The organism is Azospirillum rugosum, from assembly GCF_017876155.1.
GTDB classification, from domain to species: domain Bacteria; phylum Pseudomonadota; class Alphaproteobacteria; order Azospirillales; family Azospirillaceae; genus Azospirillum; species Azospirillum rugosum.
Genome location: NZ_JAGINP010000012.1, coordinates 121,867 through 142,456 on the forward strand (window position 1 = coordinate 121,867; position 20,590 = coordinate 142,456).

The window sequence follows — 20,590 nt, forward strand, 5'->3', positions numbered from 1 at the left end:
CGGCCGGGCTTCACCGGCTCTGGACCTGGACGGGGGCGCCCGGCTGGTCCGGCGTGCCCAAGGCGATCACCAGATACCGGCGCTCGTCCTTGGCGTTGCCCTGGACGATCTGCCGGATGGGGCCGACCGCGTTGACGATCGCCGAGCCCGCCGGGTTGGTCATGAAGGCGGTCAGCGGTTCCACCTTGCCCTTGCCGTCGGGATGGTCGGACAGCGCCAGCACATAGGGGGTCTTCGGCTCCAGCCCGGTGACCGAGGCTTGCAGCACCTGGGACAGGCCCTGGCTGAACAGCGACACGTTGGTCGGCGGCGTGCCGTCCTTCGCGGTCTTGCCGGCCATTGTATTGCCAACCGGGCCGAGCGTCAGGTGCGCGACGTCGCCCGCGACCCCGAGTGGCTGGAGGTTGGCCCGCCCGTCGCCCTCCGGCACCGCGTTGGGGACGTAGACGACGGCCTGCGGCGCCTGTCCGATGGGAGTCGTCGCGATCACGCGGTTGGTCAGGGTGTCGATGGCGGCCATGGCGTCGGCGTTCTCCAGCCCGACATAGATGCGGCTGCCATCGCCGGACGGCCACAGCCCGTGGGGCAGATTGCCGACGGGGATGGTCGCGACCTGATCGAACGTGTCGGTGCGGAACACCTTCACCTGGTTCAGGCCCCCGACCGTCACGTAGGCGAAGCTGCCTTTCGCGTTGCGGACGATGTTGACATGGTTGGTGATGGGGCCGGTGTCGATCGTCTTCAGCAGGCCGAATGGCGGCCGGGCGTCGAAGACCTGGACCTTGCCGACGTCCTTCAGGGTGAACCACACCTGGTCGCCGTCCGGCGTCGCGGCCAGGTCGGGGCAGAAGGGGCTGGCTTGGCGGACCTTGCCCACGATCTGGTGGTCGGCCACGGAGACGACCACCGTCTCCGGATTGAAGGACGAGCAGACATAGCCGTACTTGCCGTCCGGCGAGAAGATCTGCATGCCGGGGCCGGCCGGCACCTTGATCCGCGTCTTCTCCTCGAAGCTGTGGCCGTCGAGCACGGCGACGTAGTCCTCGCCGCGCACGGTCACCCAGACCTCGCTGCCGTCCGGGGTGAAGAAGGCCTCGTGCGGCGCGCGGCCGACATAGGTGACGTGCCTCACCGCGTTGGTGGCGGTGTCGATGAAGCTGACGGAGTTGGTGCCGATGGACACCACCGCCAGCGTCCGGTGGTCGGGCGAGAAGCCCATGCCGTGCACCAGGACCTGCCCGCGGTAGAGCGGGCTGAGGTTGCCCGGCTGCGGGTCGCCCAGCCGGATGACGCCGAGAAGCCGGTTGTTGGCCGGATCGGTCACCGACACGGTGTTGGAGAACTGCTCGGCGGCGTAGACGCGGTCGCGGTGGCTGACCGGTATGTCGGCGTCGGAGGCGGCGCCGGGCGCCTGTCCGGCCCAGGCGGCGCCGAAGGACAGGAAGGTCGTGGCGGCGAGCGCCGCGGTGAGGAAGGAACGGGGCACGTCAGGGCTCCTGTTGGGCGGAATGGGAATGATGGTGGGCGGCCATGGCGTCCGCCGACGGCGGGGGCACGTCCGGGCCGGTTTGCGTGGGGCCTGTTTGCGTAGGGACCGGCGCCGAGGGGGGCAGGGGAGCGCCGATCGCGAGCTTCATCGCGGCGATCTCCTGCTGCTGTTCGACGATGATCTCCTGGGCGATGCGGCGAAGCTGCTCGTTGCGCCCATGGCGCAGCAGGGCCAGCGCCATGTCGATGGCGCCCTGGTGGTGGGCGGTCATCATGGCGACGAAGTCCTGGTCGACGTCGCCGCTCGGCTTGACCGCCATGCCGTTCATCATCGTCGTCATGGCCGCGTCGTTCTCGGCCAGGAAGCGTGCTTCCCCGCTGTCGTCGGCGAGGGCCGGGGCAGCGCCCGCAAGGGCGAGGGCCAGCGAGGCGGCCGCGACGGACGGTAAGGATCGCGCGATCCTGCGTGGCGAAGGGAACATGCTGTCTCCGGTAGGCTTTCGTTGTCCGGTGTGGTGATGACTCGCCACCGGCGGACTTATTCCGATCCCCTCGGCGCATTTTTTCGCGGTGCCCGCCGCCACCGGAGGAATGTCCCAAACGGTGGCTTTAAAGTCCTTTAAGCCGTTCCGGGGGCGCCGTACCGTCCGCGCTGCCGCTTTCCGGCTTCCGGCATACTGAACGGACAAACCCCGATGAGCCTTTCGCTTTACAGAACTTCCGTCCCGGTCTTCGTCCGTGGGCTGACCATCCTGTCCACGCTGCTCGACAAGGGGGCCGGGCACGCGGCGGAGCAGGGCCTTGACCCGTCCCGGCTGATCGACCTGCGCCTGGCGCCGGACATGTTCCCGCTGACCGGCCAGGTGCAGCGGGCGAGCGACACGGCGAAATTCGCCGTTCACCGCGTCACCGGCCTCGCCGCGCCCCGCTTTGAGGACAATGAGGCGAGCTTTCCGGAACTGCAGGAGCGTGTGGCGAAGACGATCGACTTCCTGCGGTCGGTGGACCCCGCCGCGGTCGAGGCGGGCAAGGACCGGGAGATCACGCACCCGTCCGGCGCGCTGCTGCGGGCCGACGATTACCTGCTGATGCACGCCCTGCCGAACTTCTTCTTCCACATCACGACGGCCTACGACCTGCTCCGCCACGCCGGCGTCACGCTGAGCAAGACCGACTACCTCGGCTCCTTCGCGCACGAGGACGGGGCGGCCCGTTAACGGGACGGCGTGCCCACCCTATCTTCTGGCGTGATGACCAATCGTAGAGTGGACGAGCATGGATTGCTTTGCCGTGCCGGGTTCCGGCCTTCTGCCCCTGGACGACGCGCTCGCCGTGATCCGGGAGGGCGTGCGCCCGGTGGCCGGCGCCGAAACCGTCGCCCTGCACGACGCGCTGGGCCGCTTCCTGGCGGAGGACGTGACGGCAGGCGTCAACGTGCCGCCGATGGCCGTGTCGTCCATGGACGGCTGGGCCTTCCGCGCCCCGGCGGACGGATCGCCGGATGAGCCGCGCCGCCTCGCGGTGGTCGGCCGCGTTCCGGCGGGGACGGTTTTCGCAGGCACGGTCGGGCCGGGGGAGGCGGTGCGCATCTTCACCGGTGCCCCGCTGCCCGACGGCGCCGACACCGTCGCCATGCAGGAGGAGTGCGAGGCCGGCGACGGCACCGTCCTGGTGCCGCCGTTGGAGCGCGGCAGCAACGTGCGCGCGGCCGGGGAGGACATGCGCGCTGGCGCCGTCGTCCTGGCGGAGGGACGGCGGCTGCGCGCCCAGGAGGTCGGCCTTGCCGCCGCGGTCGGGCGCAGCACGCTGCGGGTGCGCCGCCGGCTGCGCGTCGCGCTGTTCTCCACCGGGGACGAGCTTCGCGAGCCGGGCGGCGGCAAGCCGGACGGCGCCATCTTCGACGCCAACCGCTACACGCTGGCCGCCCAACTGCTGGCGCTCGGCGTCGAACTGCGCGACCTCGGCATCCTGCCCGACCAGCCGGACGCGGTGCGCGCCGCGCTGGCCGCCGCCGCTGACGAGGCCGACCTGATCGTCTCCTCCGGCGGCATGTCGGTGGGGGAGGAGGACCATGTGAAGGCCGCGGTTTCGGCACTGGGTTCGCTCCACCTGTGGCGCCTGGCGCTGCGCCCCGGCAAGCCGCTCGCCCTGGGCCAAGTCGGCCAGACCCCGTTCCTCGGCCTGCCCGGCAACCCGGTGTCGGCGATGGTCACCTTCATGCTGGTTGGGCGTCCGCTGGTGCTGCGGCTGTCCGGCGGCGAGTCCGTGGTGCCGCGCAGCCTCGTGGTGGCCGGCTTCTCCTTCACCAAGAAGCCCGGCCGGCGGGAGTTCCTGCGCGCCCGGCTGGAGACGGGCCCCGACGGCCGCCCCGTCGCCCGGAAGTTCCCCAACAACAGCTCCGGCGTGCTGACCTCCATGGCGGAGAGCGACGGGCTCATCGACATGGCGGCGGACGCGACGGAGATCCGGGCCGGCGATCTTGTGGACTTCCTGCCCTTCACCGGCCTGCTCGGCTGAGGCGGGCGTTACGACCGGCTGTAGGGGGTCGTCTCGTCGGCGGCCGGCCCGCGGGCGGTCTTGAAGGCCGGGTCGCTGACCGGCCTTCCGCTGACGCGGTCGACCAGGATGGGGTCGGCCTCTTCGCCCGTGTCGGTGTTCATCAGGACGACCGCCTTGCCGTCGGGGGCGAAATGCCGGTTGCCCCAGGCCAGCATGGCCAGGATCACCGAGCGGAAGTCGCGGCCGATCTCCGTCGGCACATACTCGTCGCGCGGCGGCGCGTCGCAGTAGCGGCGCTTTTCCAGCAGCCCGTGCTCGACCAGATCATTCAGCCGGCGGCTAAGGATATTCGGAGCGATGTCGAGACTTTTCTGGAATTCGTCGAAGCGCGAAAGGCCGCGCAAAGCATCGCGCATGATCAGAATGCTCCACCACTCGCCCACGCGCTCCAGGCTTTGGGCGACCGGACATTTCATCTCGCTGAAGCTCTTGCGCCGCATGATCGGGCCGTACCTGACGTTTGTGGAGTTGCACCGCTGCCTCGCTCGGCTGGCTGATATAGGCGCCCGCAGGGAGGCACGCAATCCGATTCCGCCAGCCAGCAACTTGCATGATAATAGTTAACATATTGCAAGATCGATGTCATGCGCGGAGGCAGGCACCCACTTGCGTGTTTACCAGGACAGCCGTGTTCACACGCCGACGCCGTGAGCCGTCTTCTTTCCCTGTGGAGACATCGACATGAGTCTTGAACGCGCCCGCCAGATCGTCCTTGCGTCCCGGCCACAGGGACGGCCCAGCCTCGCCGACTTCCGGCTGGAGGAGACGCCGATGCCGGAGATGCCGCGCGGCGGCCTGCTGCTGCGCGTGCGGACGCTGTCGCTCGACCCCTACATGCGCGGCCGCATGGACGACCGGAAGTCCTACGCAAAGCCCGTGGGCATCGGCGAGGTGATGGAGGGTGAAAGCGTCGCGGAAGTGCTGGAATCCGATCATCCCGGCTTTGCCCGGGGGGAGCTGGTCCTGGCCCGGACGGGGTGGCGCACCCACGCGCCGTCCGACGGCCAGGGCCTGCGCAAGGTGGACCCGGCGCTGGCGCCGCCGTCCACGCGCCTCGGCGTGCTCGGCATGCCTGGATTCACCGCCTATTCCGGCCTGAAGGTGATCGGCAAGCCGCGCGCGGGGGAGACCGTGGTCGTCGCGGCGGCGAGCGGGCCGGTCGGGTCGCTGGTCGGCCAACTCGCCAAGATGGCCGGCGCGCGGGCCGTGGGCATCGCCGGCGGGGCGGACAAGTGCCGCTACGTCAAGGAGGAACTGGGCTTCGACGAGGCGCTCGACCACCGGGAGCCGGGGCTGCCGGAGCGCCTTGCCGCCGCCTGCCCGCAGGGCATCGACGTCTATTTCGAGAATGTCGGCGGGGCGGTCTGGCAGGCCGTTCTTCCCCTGCTGAACCGCTTCGCCCGCGTGCCGGTCTGCGGCTTGATCGCGCAGTACAACGGCGTCGCGGACAACCCCACCGACGCCCTGCCGGCCACCATGCGCGCGATCCTGACCAAGAGCCTGACGTTGCGCGGCTTCATCAATTACGAGTTCGAGGCCGAGCATTACGGCGACTTCCTGCGCGAACTGGCCCCGGCCGTCGCCGACGGCCGCATCCGTTACCGCGAGGACGTGACCGAAGGCTTGGAGAACGCGCCGGCTGCATTCCTGGGCATGCTGGAAGGCCGGAATTTCGGAAAGGTGCTGGTGCGGGTCGACGCCTAGCGCTGGTCGGCCGGTAGCCTTCATTACGAAATCAACCTAAGCAATCACTTTCATTGTGAAAGCCATGCCGCTGGGCGCGTTTGGGGCCCCCTGCGCCAAAGGGCATAGGTCGGGCGTCATGGCCTGGGTCAAGCGGGCACGGACCAAAATGCAGGTACGCCGCTCCACCGCCTAGGCTGGGGCGGTAACGCCCTTTCGCAGGGATGAAAATCGACGCGGGATACGTTCGCCGTCGCACTGGAACGGCCTGGGGGAAACGCGCCCGGCGAGCGCGGACAGAACGCGAAGGGGGAACGGAATGACGGCGCTGAAAGCCGACGCGAGGCAAGGACTGGGGGAAACGCTGGATCGGCTGCTTCATGGTGGCACCGACCGGCCCATCGCCATCCGGCCCACCGGAGTTGCCGCCGGTGTTCCGGTGATCGGGGCCTACGGCAACGCGCGGGACGGCGTGTCGCGCCTGCACCGGTTCGATGCGTCAGCAGATCGGGCGGCAGATCGGGCGGCGGACCGGACGCCTTCCGATCTCCGCCGTCCCGACCTTCTGCTGGTGGATCTCGCCGGGACGACGATCGATGCCTACGAAAATTTGCGCTGTCTTTGCGCCCGTGCTCCCGGCGCCCGTCTGGTCGTGCTGGAGGAGCGGCTGTCGATCCGACGGCTTTGCGCGGCGCTGCACGCGGGGGTCAAGGGCTACCTGCTGAAGGACACGGCGCCCGACGCCCTGATCCAATCGCTCAGCGTGGTCCTGGCCGGGGAAACCGTGTTCCCGACGCGCCTGGCGGACTGGCTGCGGACCAGCGACATCGTCGCCCCGGATCCCGACGCGGCCGTGGAGAGGGCATCCTTATCCTGGCGCGACACCGATTTGCTGCATGGATTGCAGTCCGGGAAATCCGTCCGCGGCATCGCCGAGGATCTCCACATCTCCGAGACGGAGGCCAGGGCGAGCCTGCGCAGCCTGCTGCGCCGGCTCAACCTGTCCAACCGGACCCAGGCGGCGATCTGGGCCGCGAACAACGGCATCCGGCCGTCGCCGCACCCGCCGGCCGGAAGGATCGCGCGGGTGTGACGCGGGCATTCCCCGCGTCACATCCGACTTCCGATCAGCCGCGAGGGCGGTGCAGGGCGAGCGCGCTGCGGTCCTTGCTCTGCGGCGTCGCCCCGGCAAAGTCCTCCGCCTCCTTGCGCAGCGCGTCGATCAGCTGCGCCGGGGTGGCGGACAGCAGCGCGTCCAGCCGCTTGCGCAGGCGGTTCTCGCCCAGCTGGGCCGCGGACGCGTCGGTGGTCTCCGCGAATCCGTCCGTCAGGACCAGCAGCGTTTCACCCACATTCACCTGGAGGGGGTGAGTCGTGTAGACCGCCTCCGCGTAGGCACCGAGCGGACGCCCGCGCGGGGCCGACACCGGGGCCACGCCGCGCGCCGGCCCAAGCGCCAGGGGATCGGAGAAGCCGGCGTTGGCGATCTGCACCGCGCCGCTTTGCGGGTCGAACAGGCCGAACAGCGCCGCGACCGTTCCGGCCGGCGCCCCATCCTGTTCGCCACCCTCCGGGTCGGCGAACAGGGCTGCGTTGACCCGCTGGAGCACGGCGTCGGGTTCCGCGCGGCCGCCGGTCAGCGCGGCGTCCTCAACGGCGGCACGGACCAGCGTGCGGACGCGCGCCACCGCCAGCGTCGCCGAAACGCCCTCGCTCCCGGCTGTCGCGGCAAGGAAGGCCACGCGGCCGTCCGCGGTGCGGAACAGTTCCACCAGATCGCCGCCGATCGTCGGGGCCGGATCGTGGCCGAGCGCGCAATCGCAGGGAAAATCCGGGGCCTGCGGCGGCAGGCTGGCCGTCGCCATGGCGCCGAGCAGGGCCCGCGCGGCCTTGCGGTCGCGCTCCTCCCGCGCGGCGGCGGCCTGCGCTTCGCGGCGCAGGCGGTGGCGTTCCAGGCAGTCGTTCACGCGGCCTTCGAGCAGGCGCACGTTGAAGGGCTTCGGCAGGTAGTCCTCCGCCCCCAGGTCCAGGCACTGGACCGTTTCCTCCATGTTGGTGAGCGAGGAGATCACGACCACCGGCGTGTTCGTCAGATGACCTTCCTTCTTCAGCCGGCGCAGCACGTCGGTCCCGCTGATGCGGGGCAGGTTCAGGTCAAGCAGGACCAAGTCGTAGTGCGCCGCCTTCGCCAGATCGACGGCCTGCCGTCCGTCCGTCGCCGCCGTGATGTCGTGAAAGCCGGCCTTGCGCAGATAAAGGGCGATCAATTCCTGGCTGAACGGATCATCTTCGACCACCAGCAAGCGCTCGTTGCGTGAACCGTTGGTGGACTGCGTCATGATTTTGAAATCTCCATCGGTCTCTGGGCATGAGACGCGCGCACGCGCGCAGAATCTGTGAAGCGTGGAATCAAGTTTTTCAGCGGATTTCTCGTCGCGTGCGTGAGCCAGTGGGCAAAGAGCACGATTGTATGACCAACCGAAGCTCGTGACGCGATTTCAGAGGCATGTATTCTAGGCTAGATTCTCATTGCGAGCAATCGACAAATTTGACACTCTCGACAGCTGAGCGCATGGCAACTGTGCGTGCATAAACCTTGAAAAACGTACAAGCGCTATCGTTCCGATTGTAAGCTGCCGGACGGCACCATCGGGAGGCGCAGAATCCACATGACCAGCTTTGCAACGATCATCCGGGCGACCTTGACCCTGTTCGCGACGCTCGCGGCGATGGCCACCGCCATGCCGGGCCCGGCCTCGGCCGGAACGGTGCGGGAGTTGAGCCTGGCCTCGACCACGCTTGGGGCCGAATACCGCTACACCGTCTACCTGCCCGACGGCTACGGCGACGACGGGACGACCTACCCCGTCCTGTACCTTCTGCACGGTTCCGCCGGCAACGAGCGGGACTGGCTGGACAAGGGCGGAGTCGCCGCGACGCTCGACCGGCTGATCGCCGGCCGCAAGGTGCCGGCGACCGTGGTGGTCATGCCCGGCCACCGCGCCATGTGGTGGGTGGACGGCCACGCCGGCAAGTCGGAAACCGTGCTGCTGAAGGAACTGCTGCCCGAGGTCGAGCGCCGGTTCCACGTCTACGCCGACCGCACCGGGCGCGCGTTCGGCGGCCTGTCGGCCGGCGCCCATGCGACGATCCGCCTCGCCTTCACCCGGCCGGACCTGTTCGCGGCCGGAATCGCGCTGAGCCCGGCAATCTACAGCCCGATGCCGCCGCCGAACTCCTCCATCTGGAAGGACCCGCCCTTCCTCAAGGACGGCCGCTTCGACGAGGAGATGTGGACGCGGCTGAACTGGCCGGCTCTGATCGACGGGTACCGCGCCCAGCCCCTGCGCATCCCGCTCTACCTCAACAGCGGGGATCGCGACCGTTTCGAGATCGCCTACCACGCTGCGGTCCTGCACCGCGAGCTGTTCCGCCTGCAACCGGACGCCGTGCGGTTCCGCATCGTCGACGGCGACCATGAATGGCGGGTGTGGAACCAGACCATCGGCGACGCGCTCGAATACGCGCTGCCCTACCTCCGGGCTCCGGCCAAGGCGGAAGGCCTGCCCGCCCCGGCAAACTGACCGTCCCAACGACAACCCCGACAACAACCCCAACAACAACCGTGGAAGCAACGCCCATGCCCGCCAATCCGGCACCCGTCGATTTGAACAACGCCGATGATTTGACCGCGGAATTCTTCGTCCGCGCGCGGATGCACGCGCTCTATCAGATCATGAACAGCCCGGTGCGTCCCTGGCCGCACAAGCACCTGATGATCGAGAACGTCTTCCCCGACGACTTCTACGCCGAACTGCGGCGCTGCATGCCGGAGCAGGGCGCCTACACCCCGCTGGCCAAGACGGGCAAGGTGGCGAAGGGCGATTACGAGATGCGGGCCGGCTTCCTGCTGAACGAGGACCACCTGTCTCGCGTGCCGGCGCGCGTCGCGCGATTCTGGACCGGGCTGTTCGAGGAGGTGCTGAACGCGGAATTCGCCGAGGTGCTGATGGGGCGGCACGCCGCGGACGTGCAGGATCGCCTGGACCGCGAAGGCGCGGTGCTGACGGAACCGCCGCGCCGCGACATGATCCTGGTGCGCGACGGCACGTCGGATGGCGTGAAGATCCACACCTCCGACCCGAAGAACCTGCTGACCCTGCTGTTCTATCTGCCGGAGGACGAGCGCTACGTCGAGTGCGGCACGACCTTGTACTGGCCGAAGCACCGGGACATGCGCTGCTGGGGCGGGCCCCATCACGACTTCGAGGGCTTCGATCCGGTCTGGACCATGCCCTATCGGCCGAACTCGCTGTTCATGTTCGTGAAGACCGACGATTCCTTCCACGGCGTGAAGCCGATCCAGATCGACAATCTTCGGCGCGACCTGCTGCTCTACTACATCCACCGCTGACCGGACGCCACCGCCGACCAACCGCCCGGTTCGCCGGGCGGCTGGTCGGCTGGTTGCCGGTCAGTTCTCCAGCACGGCGTCGGCCGGGGGCGTCACCGATTGCCTGGCGGCGGCGGACTTGGACACGAACAGCTTGGGCTGCGGCAGAACGACCGGCAGGGTCGCGGCGCTTTCGCCCTTCAGGACCTTGGCCATCTGCTCGGCCGCGGCGATTCCCATGTCGGCGACCTGCGGCGTGTAGGCGGCCAGCCAGCCGGCCCAGACATAGGTCTGCGTGCCGCCGTACAGCGTCACGTTGTTGCCGATCTTCGCGTTGATCTCCTTGGCCACCGAGGCGAGATAGTTGTCGGCACCGGAGTAGGTGGTGTCGACCTCGATCTTGCCGCTCGCCACCTCGTCCAGCACTTCGGCCAGCGAGTTGTTGTCCGGCGCGACGCGGCGGGAGACCATGGCGACGCCGTTCTTCTCCGCCCAGGCGGCGACTTCCTTTTCGATGAAGTTCGAATTCGGCTCGCGCGCGTTGAAGATGACCAGCAGCTTCTTGATCGGCTTCAGCTTGGTGAAGGCGTCGAACTGCGTCGCGATGGGAACGCCGTTGGTCACGCCGGTCACGTTCACGCCCGGCTGGTCCTTGGACTTCACCAGCTTGGCCGCGACGGGGTCGAAGACGATGTTGAAGACGACGGGCGTCGCATCCAGGGTGAAGCCGGTCGTGACCTGAGTCGCCACGGTGCCGTAGCTGTAGACGCCGTTGAAGGCCTTCTTCGAGATGTCACCCTCGATCGCGCGCAGTTCGTTGGCGAGCTTCGCGCGGTCCTGGTCCGCGTTGACCTCCTTGTAGGTGACCGAGACGCCCAGTTCGGCCAACCTGGCCTTGAAGGCCTTCTCGGCTTCCGTCTGTCCTTTCCACAGAACCATCAGAACGGAATTGTTCGCCTGCTGAGCCATCGTGCCCGAAAGGGGAAGCACGGCCATGGCACTTGCAAGCAGAGCGGAAAGGATCTTCGCCTTCATCGCGCGTCTCCAAAGGTTGTAACACAAACACTGCCGCCATTCGTGCCGACACCATATTTGGTTCGCGTGCGGCGAGCAATCGGTTTATGCCCGTTGACATACAAGCCCGCGATGCACTTTAATCGCTCCACCGGCAGCGGTGGCGCGCGTGGTTTCACAACCCGCATTTCCGAGGCGTCCTCCCGCAAGACAACCTGCGCACCACAGCATTGGTCATGATGGAAGAGGCCAGACCACAATCCGGCGCCGACGACGGCCGGCGAATCCGCTGGCTTTTGTGCGCGTCGTTCTTTCTCGCGACCGCGGCGGACTCCTCGTCCAACGCCTTCCTCCCGGTCTTCGCCCGGGCGTTGCAGCCGGCCACCCCCGGCCTGCCCGCGGACATGGCCGCCGGCCTGCCCACGGCCGCCTACTGGCTGATGGTGGCCGCGGCCCAGCTGACCGCCGGCCGGTGGGAGCGGGGGCGGGACCACCGCGTTCTGCTGGTCGGGGCGCTTCTGCTCACCGCGCTGGCGCTCGCGCTGTCGGGGCTGGCGGCGAACGTGCCGATGCTGACGCTGTGGCGCGGCCTCGGCGGATTCGGGGCCGGAGTCACGATGATCCTGGTCCAGGACGGGCTGCTGCGGCTGGTGGGGGCGGGCGCCCGGACGCGCGCGTCGGGCACCTATCTCGGGTTCTTCTTCGCGGGCACCATCGCCGGCACGATGGCGGGGGGCGCGCTGGCGGTCGCCGCCGGTCCCATGGCGGCCTTCCTGGCCGCCGCCGCCGCCGCCGCCCTGGCGGCCCTGGCGGCCATGGCCCTGCCGGCCCACCGGGAGGCCACCGCCCCGCAGCCCTTCCGGGTGCGCGAACTGCTGCGCAACCCGGCCTTCGTGTCTTTGGTGCTGTTGGGAGCGGTGCCGTCGCGGCTGCTGATCGCGGCCTTCCTCTATTGCCTGGTGCCGTTGCGCCTGCACGACCTGGGGATGAGCGCGGTCGAGACAGGCTGGGTGCTGACGCTTTACGCGCTGACCATGGCCCTGACCGCACCACCCTGGTCACGGCTGATCGACCGCAGCGGGCGGCCCTTCCTGTTCACCATCATCGGCCTTGCGCTGTCCGCGGCGGCCATGGCGACCGTTCCGGCCGCCGGCAGCCTGGGAATCGACGGGCTGGTTCCCGTGGTCGCGGCGGTGGCGCTGCTGGGAACCGCGCAGGCGCTCGGCATGGCGCCGCAGGTGACCGTTCTGTTCCGCGTCACCCCGGGCGAGATGGAGCGGTTCGGGCGGACGCCCGTGCTGGGGCTGTTCCGCGTCTTCGAACGGCTCGGCCTGTTCGTCGGCCCGCTGCTGGCGACCAAGCTCGCCGGGCCCGGGGCCGCGTCCGGGCCGGGCGGCGACGCCGCTCTGATCGCGCTGGCCGTGCTGGCCGCCGCCGCCGCAGTCGCCCTGACCATCGCACTTACAGTGTACGGGCCTTCGCCCGCCAAGCCGGAGATCATTCGATGACCGGGTTACCAGACACTCTGCCGGTGGTCCCCGCCGGTCCGCAGGGCGCCGACGGCCCGTCCCTGTGGTCGTGGGGCGACGCCATGACCTGGGAAGAATACGAGATCATGGTCCGCCGTACCGCGGAGCCGTTCGAGGGGCGCTTCGAGCAGCGCTTCTTCAACTACGTGCACCCCACGCGGCTCCAGGGCCACTGGCCGTCGCACCAGGTCAAGCCGACCGAGGTGCGCATGGCCTACACCGATTGGGGCGATCCCGACGGTCCGCTGGTGATCTGCGTCGGCGGCATCGCCAACACGGCGCGGCGCTGGGACTACATGGCGCTCGGCCTGTGCGACGACTTCCACGTCGTCTGCCTGGATTGGCCCGGCCGCGGCATGAGCGGCTGGATGCCGACCCAAGGCGACTACAGCATCGCCACGAACGTGGAGGTGCTGCGGCAATTGATCACGCACCTCGACTACGAACGCGCGAGCATCATCGGCTCGTCGCTGGGCGGCAGCTCGGCGATCGCCTTCTGCGCGGAGCATCCGGGCGTCATCGACAAGCTGATCCTGAACGACATCGGCCCCTACATCCCGGCGGAGCGGCGGCGCCGCCGCGCCCAGGCTGTGGCGCGCCACTACATCTTCCGCCGGCCCGCCGACCTGTTCCGCCGCCTGGGCGCCTCCGCCAAGAACGAGGGGCCGGTGACCGAGGACGAGCTGCTGCACAACACCTACTACCAGACCCAATGGTCGGACGGGCATGGCGGACGCATCTACCGCCACGACCCGCGGGCGCTCCAGGCCTACGCCGAGGAGGCGCAGGACAGCCTGACCCAGTGGGAGGAGTGGGCGGGCATCGACATGCCGGTCCTGGTGATCCACGGCATGCTGTCCGACGCGCTGCTGCCCGACACGGTGGACGAGATGATCGCGAAGCCGGGCGTGACGGCCATGCATGTGCCTGAGACCGGCCACACCCCGGCGCTGAGCGACGCGAACCAGATCCATTTCCTGCGCAGCTGGCTTTTGGGCGAGGGGCCGGAGTCGCACTTCACCAGCCTGAATCCGCCGGCGACGCCGCGCCACCTGTTCGGCGCGGCACCGGCACCGGCACCGGCGAAGCCGGCTCCGGTTTCCGGACGATGAGCGGGGACGGCGCCGCGGCGGTGCTCGACGGTCCGGCGCCCATGCACGATGCCGGGACGCCGGCCGCCACCCTCGCCGAACTGCCGGGCCACCATCTGTCGGTCGAAGCCGACACGCCCGAGGCGGTCGTCCAGGCGCTGTTCGCGTCCAACCCGGCGCTTCCCGGCCTGATCCTGACCCGCGGCGGCGCCTTCACCGGCCTGCGCGCGCGCGGCGGAGCCCTGGACACGGAACCGCTCCGGCTCAATGCCGCCGACGCCATCGGGACGGCGGCCGAGCGGATCCTGGCGCGGCCGCCCGAGCGCCTGCTCGACCCCGTCGTCGTCGCCCACGCCGGCGGGCACCTCCAGCTGGTGGAAGCCTCGGCGGTCCTGCGCGCGGTCGCCCGGACGGCGGAACGCGCCGGCGCGGAGGTGCGGAGCCTGCGCGCGGAGCTTCAGTCCTGCGCGGAGAGGCTGGACGCCACAGGGCGGACCCTGCAGGACATCCAGCAGCGGCAGGCGGATGAAACCCAGGGGCACGCCCGCACGGAGCAGGCGCTGCGCGACCACCGCCAGCGGCTGCTGCGGCAGACCATGGCGCTGCACGACATCGCGCGGCTCGAATCGGTCCGCGGTTCCGATTTCGACCAGGCGCTGCGGGACATCGCCCTCATCATCGCCTTCACGCTGAACGTCGACCGCGTCGCCGTCTGGACGCTGTCCGAAACCTCGGAGGGGCTGGAGGCCACGCCCGTCGCCGGCCATGGCGTGCGCGCCTGGAACGCCGAGCCTTTCCCGATCGCGCGCTTCCCGCTGTACCTGCAGACCCTGATCCGCGAACGGTCGCTGGTCGCCAACGACGTGGCGGAGGACATCCGGCTGGGCGAACTGCTGGAAACGGTGCTCCGCCCGGCCGGCGTGATGTCGCTGGTGCATCTCTGCGTCAAGGTGGAAGGGCGCCCGCTCGCCCTGCTGCGCTGCGAGCACCGCCGCCTGCCGCGGCCTTGGTCCGACGACGAGGTGAACTTCATCGAGGCGGCGACCACCTTCGTGGCGCTCGTCGCCATCGGGCAGGAGCGCAACCGCGCGGTCCAGGCCCTGCACGACAGCGAGCAGCGCCTGCGCCAGGCCAAGGACCAAGCGGAGGCCGCGACCCAGGCCAAGTCGGATTTCCTGGCGACGATGAGCCACGAAATCCGGACGCCGATGAACGGCGTGCTCGGCATGCTGGAAATCCTGGGGCGCAGCCGGCTCGACGCGGACCAGGAACGGTCGGTCGCGGTGATCCGCGAAAGCTCCCTGTCGCTGATGCGCATCATCAACGACATCCTCGACTTCTCGAAGATCGAGGCCGGGAAGCTCGACCTCGACCTCGTGCCCATGCGGCTGCGGGAGGTGGTGGACGGCGTCGTCGCCACGCTGGGCTCGACCGCCCAGAAGAAGGGGCTGACCCTGACGGGGACCGTGGACCCGGCGATTCCGCCCTGGCTGGTCGGCGATCCGATGCGGCTGCGGCAAATTCTCCTGAACTTCGCCAACAACGCGATCAAGTTCACGGGCGAGGGGCGGATCACGCTGGACGCGCGGGCGCTGCCCCCTGGCGATGGTGACGGCGATGGACAGGCGGTCCTGCGCATCACGGTGAGCGACACGGGCATCGGGCTGACGCGGGAACAGGTGGATCGCCTGTTCCAGCCCTTCGTGCAGGCGGAACAGTCGACCGCGCGCCGGTTCGGCGGCACCGGGCTCGGATTGTCGATCTGCCGCATGCTGGTCCATCTGATGGGCGGGCGCATCGGCGTGGACAGCGAACCCGGCCGGGGCAGCGCCTTCTGGATCGAACTGACGCTTCCGGTCGCGGAGAAGGGCGCCGAAACCGGTGCGCGGGGAACCGGCTCCGCCGCGCCCTGGGGCGATGCGCTGCCGAAGCTGGCCCCGGACGGGCCGATCCTGGTCGCCGACGACCATCCGATCAACCGCGAGGTGATCGCGCGCCAGCTTCAGCAGCTGGGCTGTACCGCCGACACCGTGAACGACGGGCGGGAGGCTTTCGAGGCGCTGGAGCGCCGGGACTATGTCCTGCTGCTCACAGACTGGGACATGCCGGAGATGGACGGGCTGGAGCTGACCCGCGCCATCCGCGCGCGGGAGGTCGCGCGCGGGCAGGGCACCGGCCGTCTGCCCATCGTCGGCATCACCGCCAACGCCTTCGCCGGCGAGGTGGAGCGGTGCATGGCGGTCGGCATGGACGACTGTCTGACCAAGCCGGTGGACACGGCGCGCCTCGGCCAGTGCCTCGCGCGGTGGATACCGCTGGCGGACGCGTCCGCGGCGGCCGATGACGATGATGACGAGGAGGAGAACGCGTTTCCGCCCTCTCCCCCGCCGCCGGAACCTCCGCGGGGCGAAGGCGCCGCCATCGACGTCCGCGGCTTCCGCGACCTGCTGGGGGACGACCGGGACGCGATCCGTGGCCTGCTCAACCGCTATCTTCAGGCGAGCGCGCCGGTCTACGCGCAGTTGCGCGCGGCGATGGAGGCCCGGCAGTCCGCCGACGCGGTGCGGAGCCACGCCCACGCCCTGAAGGGCGCGTCGGGCATGGTGCGGGCGTCGGCCCTGGCCGCGGTGTGCCTGACCATCGAAAAGGCGGCGGGATCGGCGGATTGGGCCGCCATCGACGCCTCGTCGCCGGCGCTTGCCCAGGCTTGGGACGCGGTCGACGCCTTCGTCGCCGCCTTTTGACGAGGCCGGCCGGCGGCAAGCCGCGCCGCCTCCGGCCCGGCCCTGAACCCCATCACTGCGCGCGGCCGGGAGATCTGCGGTGGACGATCGGTGCTTCCTGTTCATGCGCCATGGCGAAACGGACTACAACCGGCGCAAGGTCCGGTGCGGCGGTGACGTCGACATCCCCCTGACCGAGGCCGGGGAGCGCCAGGCGCACGACACCGCCCGGCTCCTGGCCGACGGCCCCGACCGCATCGACGCGGTCATCGCCAGCCCCTTGATCCGCACGCGTCGTACGGCGGAGATCGTGCTTTCGGTGTTGGGCGACGTTCCCCTCCATCTCCACGACGGGCTGATCGAGCGCCGACTCGGTGCGTGGAACGGGATGGGAATCCCGGAAACCCAGCCCCTCATCGACGCGAAGGCGACGCCCCCCGGCGGCGAGGGCGAGGAGGAGTTCCGTGAGCGGATCCGCCGCACCCTGGACGACATCGCGGGCCGCGGCCACCGCCTGCCGCTTCTGGTCGGCAGCAAGGGGGTGGGGCGCATGCTGGGGCTGATCCTGGGCGACGAGCACCCGCCCATGGGGAACGCCGCGGTGCTGCGGTTCCGCTTTCCATCGACGGTTGCGTAGCACGCGGCCGGATACGCGACAACCGAGGGTTATAATCCGGGTAAACAGCGCATGACGCAGACGAGTCATGTTTATCTGAGACGCTTTATCCGCTACCCTTATTCGTAATATGACCGTTTAATGGTTGGTGAGATATCGGTCGTTCTCGCACGCGAGGACGTGTTGTGCCAGCGGAAGGAAAACTGCCATGCCGACCTTCATGAGCCGAAGCCTGACGGTTCGCGTCCTGATGCCGATTGCCGTGCTGCTCGCGGCGATCGCTGTGGCGGCGATCGCGGGCGTGGCGTACATGAACATGACCTCGGTCCGCGAGTCGTTGTCCAGCCGCGCGCAGATGATGACGACCGTCCTCGTCGGCGGCGCCGGGGAAGCCCTGTGGGGAATGGACACCGGGGCCGGGACCAACCTGCTGTCGGCGCTGGCGTCCGACCCCGACTATCTGGGCAGCACGATCACGGCCAAGAACGGGCGGGTCTTCGCCACGCATGGCAAGGCCGCCGATCCGGACGCGACCGCGAAGGTGATCTCCGCGTCGGCCCCCGTCCTCTACGGTTCCGGCAGCAAGAAGGAGCAGATCGGCACGATCGAGGTCCGCCTGACCGCGGACCGGGCCTATGAAGCCCTGTGGGCCGAAACGATGATGATCGCGGGCATCGGCGCCCTGGCCCTGCTGCTGGTGTGCGGGGTGCTGTACATGATCGTGCGCGGCGTGACGCGGCCCATCGTCACGATGACCGCGATCATGGACGAACTGGCGGCGGGGCGGACCGACGTGGTGGTCCCGGCGCTCCACCGGCAGGACGAGGTCGGGCGCATGGCCGCCTCGGTGCAGACCTTCCGCGAGAACGCCCTGGCCAAGCTGCGCCTGGAAGCCGACCAGATCCGGATCCGCGAAGAATCGGAACAGCAGCGGCGCAAGGCCCTGGCGTCGGTCGCCGACAACTTCGACGCCGAGGTCGGTCACCTGCTGTCCGCGGTCAACAGCACGGCGGTGGAGATGAGCGCGGCCATCGGCGCGGTCGCCGACAGCGCCGGCGACAACGCCAACCTGAGCCGCACCGTGGCGAGCGCCGCCGAGGAAGTGACGGCCAGCGTGGAGACCGTCGCGTCGGCCGTGGAGGAGCTGGCGGCGTCGATCCGCGAGATCTCGACCCAGGCGCAGGCCTCGTACGCCGCGTCGGACAGCGCCAACCGCCGCATCGACGAGACGGTGAACCGGATGAAGAAGCTGGTCGGGGACAGCGCGAAGATCGGCGACGTCCTGACCCTGATCTCCTCCATCGCCGGCCAGACCAACCTGCTGGCGCTGAACGCCACCATCGAAGCCGCCCGCGCGGGCGAAGCCGGCAAGGGATTCGCCGTGGTCGCGACAGAGGTCAAGAACCTCGCCGGGCAGACGGCCAAGGCGACCGAGGAAATCTCCACCCTGATCGGCGCCATCCAGACCTCGTCGAACGGCGCCGCCAGCGAAATCGACCAGATCACCAAGGTGGTGACCACGCTCAACGAGATCAGTGCCTCCATCGCCGCCGCGGTGGAGCAGCAGAACTCCGCGACCGTGGAGATCAGCCGGGCCGTGCAGCAGGCCGCCCACGGCACCGAGCGGCTGCGCGAGAACATCGAAGGGGTCGCCCAGTCGGCGGAACGCAACGACGAGTCGGTCGCCCGCCTGCATTCCGGCATCCGCAGCCTGGAGGCGAGCTTCCACGGCGTGCAAACGCAGGTCGACCACTTCATCGACAAGCTGAAGCAAGGTTGACGCGGTGTACGGTTGGTGAGCGGCCTGTCAGGGCCGCCCGCCAGCTGTGGGTTTGTCAGCCGCCCAGGCGCCGGGTGGTCACCGGGCCGAGCGTGCCGCGCCAGTCGCGCAATTCGGCCTCCACCCGGTCGGCCGCCCGCTGGTCGCGGTAGCGCTTGCGCGCCCGCCCGGCGTCGCCGCGCATCTGCATCTCCAGCATCCGCTTGGCCACTTCAGGCTCCGAGGCGACGGCCTGCCGCCAGCGCTCCAGCCGGGTTTCCGCCACGGCGTCCACGATGGCCTGCATCGCGGGCATCCGGCCGAGCTTGTCGACGCTCGGCGCCAGACGCGCCGCGGCCGCGGCGGCGGCCTCCTTGGGAATGCCGGGAAACACGCGCTGCACGCTGTCGGCGACCGACTGCTTCACCGTTTCGCCGCGCTCCTTCGCCTGGGCGCCGCGGCTGGTGCGGGCCGCCGTCCGCGTCTGCTTTCGGACGTGCCAGTCCAGGATCTCCGCGGCGACGGCCTTGCCGTCCTCATCCATCCACAGTGCCGGTCCGACCCCGGCGTGCAGGACGGACCGAATCGCGTCGGGAAGCTCGGTCGTCTCACCTTCGGTCACCTCGAAGGCCAGCCGCAGGGCCTTCAGCGAGCGCAGGGACCGCGCGCGGGCCTCGTCACCGGCCAGCAGGTCGCCGGCTGCGAAGACGCCGCCGTCATGAAGAATCTGCAAGAGGTCCAGGTCGTTGCGCGTCCAGCGGCGTGACGCCAGCAGGCGCTCCGCCCGAACCGCCAGCAGGTCGCGGACCGCGGCGGGCCGGTTGGCCGCAACGCTGCGCTCCACGCGCCAGACTCCGCCATCGAAGCGGGCGATGGTCCAGTGTGTGCCGTTCTCGACGGGTTGGTCGGTCGGGAAAAGGTTCCACTGGTCGGCCGCGCGCAGGCATCCCTCCGGCGGGCTGGCCCAGGGCGTTCCGGGCTTCGAGTAGAAGCTGGGCGCGGCCGGGCTTTTCAGGACGAAGCGCCAGCCGGCGACCTCGGCGGCGAGGCCGTCTGGCATGGCCGCGGGGCGGTTCCAGTCGCCCAGCTTCAGGATCGGATCGGCGGACGGGGATTCAGGCTGCGGAAACTCGGACTTTGGGGACTCGGGCGGCATAAAACAGGCTCCTTCCGCCGGCACCTTACATGGGGGCGGGATCCCGCGTCACGCCCCTCGTCACGCCCCTCGTCACGCCCCTCGTCACGCCTTGTCGAGCAGTCCATGGGCGCGGTGCCACTCCTCCAGCGACTGGTCGGGGTATTCGTCGAAGGTCGCCTCGCCCGGCCGCACCTCCGATCGCACCCAGTTGGCCTTGGAGCCCAGCATCATGTGCACCTGCTCCGGCGGCACGGGCAGGGGGGTGTCGATGACGCTCGCGAAGGGGTGGAGCAACTCGGGCCAGCGCGGGTCCCACAGCCAGAGGGCCGAGCCGCAGCGCCCGCAGAAGCGGCGCTCGGCCGGGCTCTTCTCGCCATCGACGGTCGCGTGGAAGACGCTGATGTGCTCCTCCCCCTCGACCTTCAGCGTGTCGGCCCGGGCGCCGAGGTTGATGGCGTAGCCGCCCCCGCCCGCCGTCTTGCGGCAGATGGAGCAGTGGCAGCGCAGGAACGGCACGGGCGCGTCGGCCTCCACCGAGAAGCGCACCGCGCCGCAGTGGCAGGAACCGTCCAGGTGCATGGGTCTTTCCCCCTTGAG

General features: G+C 69.5%; 18 protein-coding genes. 11 read left to right on the forward strand and 7 right to left on the reverse strand.

Annotated elements, in window-relative coordinates:
• Nucleotides 1-10: 10 nt before the first annotated feature.
• Nucleotides 11-1,486, reverse strand: a complete 1,476-nt coding sequence (locus tag J2851_RS17440; RefSeq protein ID WP_209767660.1) for a YncE family protein — start codon at nucleotides 1,484-1,486, stop codon at nucleotides 11-13.
• Nucleotide 1,487: 1 nt separating this feature from the next.
• On the reverse strand, nucleotides 1,488-1,970 hold the full coding sequence (locus J2851_RS17445) for a DUF305 domain-containing protein (RefSeq protein ID WP_209767661.1): 483 nt from the start codon (nucleotides 1,968-1,970) through the stop codon (nucleotides 1,488-1,490).
• Between the two features lie 213 nt (nucleotides 1,971-2,183).
• On the opposite strand from J2851_RS17445, the gene J2851_RS17450 reads away from it, so the two are divergent.
• Both J2851_RS17450 and J2851_RS17455 read left to right on the forward strand, forming a co-directional pair.
• Complete coding sequence (locus J2851_RS17450) at nucleotides 2,184-2,705, forward strand: DUF1993 domain-containing protein (RefSeq protein WP_209767662.1); 522 nt, start codon at nucleotides 2,184-2,186, stop codon at nucleotides 2,703-2,705.
• Between the two features lie 58 nt (nucleotides 2,706-2,763).
• Nucleotides 2,764-4,005: a molybdopterin molybdotransferase MoeA gene (locus J2851_RS17455; RefSeq protein ID WP_209767663.1), complete on the forward strand. Its 1,242-nt coding sequence runs from the start codon at nucleotides 2,764-2,766 to the stop codon at nucleotides 4,003-4,005.
• 8 nt (nucleotides 4,006-4,013) lie between these two features.
• Here J2851_RS17455 and J2851_RS17460 read toward each other — a convergent pair whose 3' ends face one another.
• Nucleotides 4,014-4,487, reverse strand: coding sequence for a winged helix-turn-helix transcriptional regulator (locus J2851_RS17460; RefSeq protein ID WP_209767664.1), 474 nt, complete (start codon nucleotides 4,485-4,487; stop codon nucleotides 4,014-4,016).
• Between the two features lie 241 nt (nucleotides 4,488-4,728).
• Here J2851_RS17460 and J2851_RS17465 point away from each other — a divergent pair, with 241 nt between their 5' ends.
• Nucleotides 4,729-5,751 carry an NADP-dependent oxidoreductase gene (locus J2851_RS17465; RefSeq protein ID WP_209767665.1) on the forward strand — a complete coding sequence of 341 codons (1,023 nt, stop codon included), beginning with the start codon at nucleotides 4,729-4,731 and terminating at the stop codon, nucleotides 5,749-5,751.
• A gap of 298 nt (nucleotides 5,752-6,049) precedes the next feature.
• Complete coding sequence (locus J2851_RS17470; protein ID WP_209767666.1) at nucleotides 6,050-6,823, forward strand: LuxR C-terminal-related transcriptional regulator; 774 nt, start codon at nucleotides 6,050-6,052, stop codon at nucleotides 6,821-6,823.
• 34 nt (nucleotides 6,824-6,857) lie between these two features.
• On the opposite strand, the gene J2851_RS17475 is transcribed toward J2851_RS17470, so the two are convergent.
• Entirely contained in the window at nucleotides 6,858-8,069 is a 1,212-nt protein-coding gene (locus J2851_RS17475; protein WP_209767667.1) for a response regulator, read from the reverse strand.
• A gap of 330 nt (nucleotides 8,070-8,399) precedes the next feature.
• Between J2851_RS17475 and J2851_RS17480 the strand changes: the two genes are divergently transcribed.
• Nucleotides 8,400-9,314, forward strand: coding sequence for an alpha/beta hydrolase (locus J2851_RS17480; protein WP_209767668.1), 915 nt, complete (start codon nucleotides 8,400-8,402; stop codon nucleotides 9,312-9,314).
• Nucleotides 9,315-9,370: 56 nt separating this feature from the next.
• Nucleotides 9,371-10,144 (forward strand): hypothetical protein, encoded by a 774-nt coding sequence (locus tag J2851_RS17485; protein ID WP_209767669.1) that lies wholly within the window; start codon nucleotides 9,371-9,373, stop codon nucleotides 10,142-10,144.
• Nucleotides 10,145-10,204: 60 nt separating this feature from the next.
• Here the strand turns inward: J2851_RS17485 and J2851_RS17490 are convergent, their stop codons facing one another.
• Nucleotides 10,205-11,158, reverse strand: coding sequence for an ABC transporter substrate binding protein (locus J2851_RS17490; RefSeq protein WP_209767670.1), 954 nt, complete (start codon nucleotides 11,156-11,158; stop codon nucleotides 10,205-10,207).
• 215 nt (nucleotides 11,159-11,373) lie between these two features.
• On the opposite strand from J2851_RS17490, the gene J2851_RS17495 reads away from it, so the two are divergent.
• The 5 genes from J2851_RS17495 to J2851_RS17515 all read left to right on the forward strand — a co-directional run bounded on the left by J2851_RS17495 (nucleotide 11,374) and on the right by J2851_RS17515 (nucleotide 18,876).
• A complete protein-coding gene (locus J2851_RS17495; RefSeq protein WP_209767671.1) occupies nucleotides 11,374-12,645 on the forward strand; it encodes an MFS transporter in 1,272 nt (423 codons plus the stop codon).
• Entirely contained in the window at nucleotides 12,642-13,778 is a 1,137-nt protein-coding gene (locus tag J2851_RS17500) for an alpha/beta fold hydrolase (protein ID WP_209767672.1), read from the forward strand. The genes J2851_RS17495 and J2851_RS17500 overlap by 4 nt, the downstream gene beginning before the upstream one ends.
• Nucleotides 13,775-16,501, forward strand: coding sequence for a GAF domain-containing hybrid sensor histidine kinase/response regulator (locus J2851_RS17505; protein WP_209767673.1), 2,727 nt, complete (start codon nucleotides 13,775-13,777; stop codon nucleotides 16,499-16,501). Before J2851_RS17500 ends, J2851_RS17505 begins: the two co-directional genes overlap by 4 nt.
• 79 nt (nucleotides 16,502-16,580) lie before the next feature.
• Nucleotides 16,581-17,117 carry a histidine phosphatase family protein gene (locus J2851_RS17510; protein WP_209767674.1) on the forward strand — a complete coding sequence of 179 codons (537 nt, stop codon included), beginning with the start codon at nucleotides 16,581-16,583 and terminating at the stop codon, nucleotides 17,115-17,117.
• Nucleotides 17,118-17,304: 187 nt separating this feature from the next.
• A complete protein-coding gene (locus tag J2851_RS17515; RefSeq protein WP_209767675.1) occupies nucleotides 17,305-18,876 on the forward strand; it encodes a methyl-accepting chemotaxis protein in 1,572 nt (523 codons plus the stop codon).
• A gap of 55 nt (nucleotides 18,877-18,931) precedes the next feature.
• On the opposite strand, the gene J2851_RS17520 is transcribed toward J2851_RS17515, so the two are convergent.
• Together J2851_RS17520 and J2851_RS17525 are read right to left on the reverse strand one after the other, a co-directional pair.
• Nucleotides 18,932-20,011 carry a hypothetical protein gene (locus J2851_RS17520; protein WP_246500733.1) on the reverse strand — a complete coding sequence of 360 codons (1,080 nt, stop codon included), beginning with the start codon at nucleotides 20,009-20,011 and terminating at the stop codon, nucleotides 18,932-18,934.
• Between the two features lie 84 nt (nucleotides 20,012-20,095).
• Complete coding sequence (locus tag J2851_RS17525; protein ID WP_209767676.1) at nucleotides 20,096-20,572, reverse strand: GFA family protein; 477 nt, start codon at nucleotides 20,570-20,572, stop codon at nucleotides 20,096-20,098.
• Nucleotides 20,573-20,590: the final 18 nt, after the last annotated feature.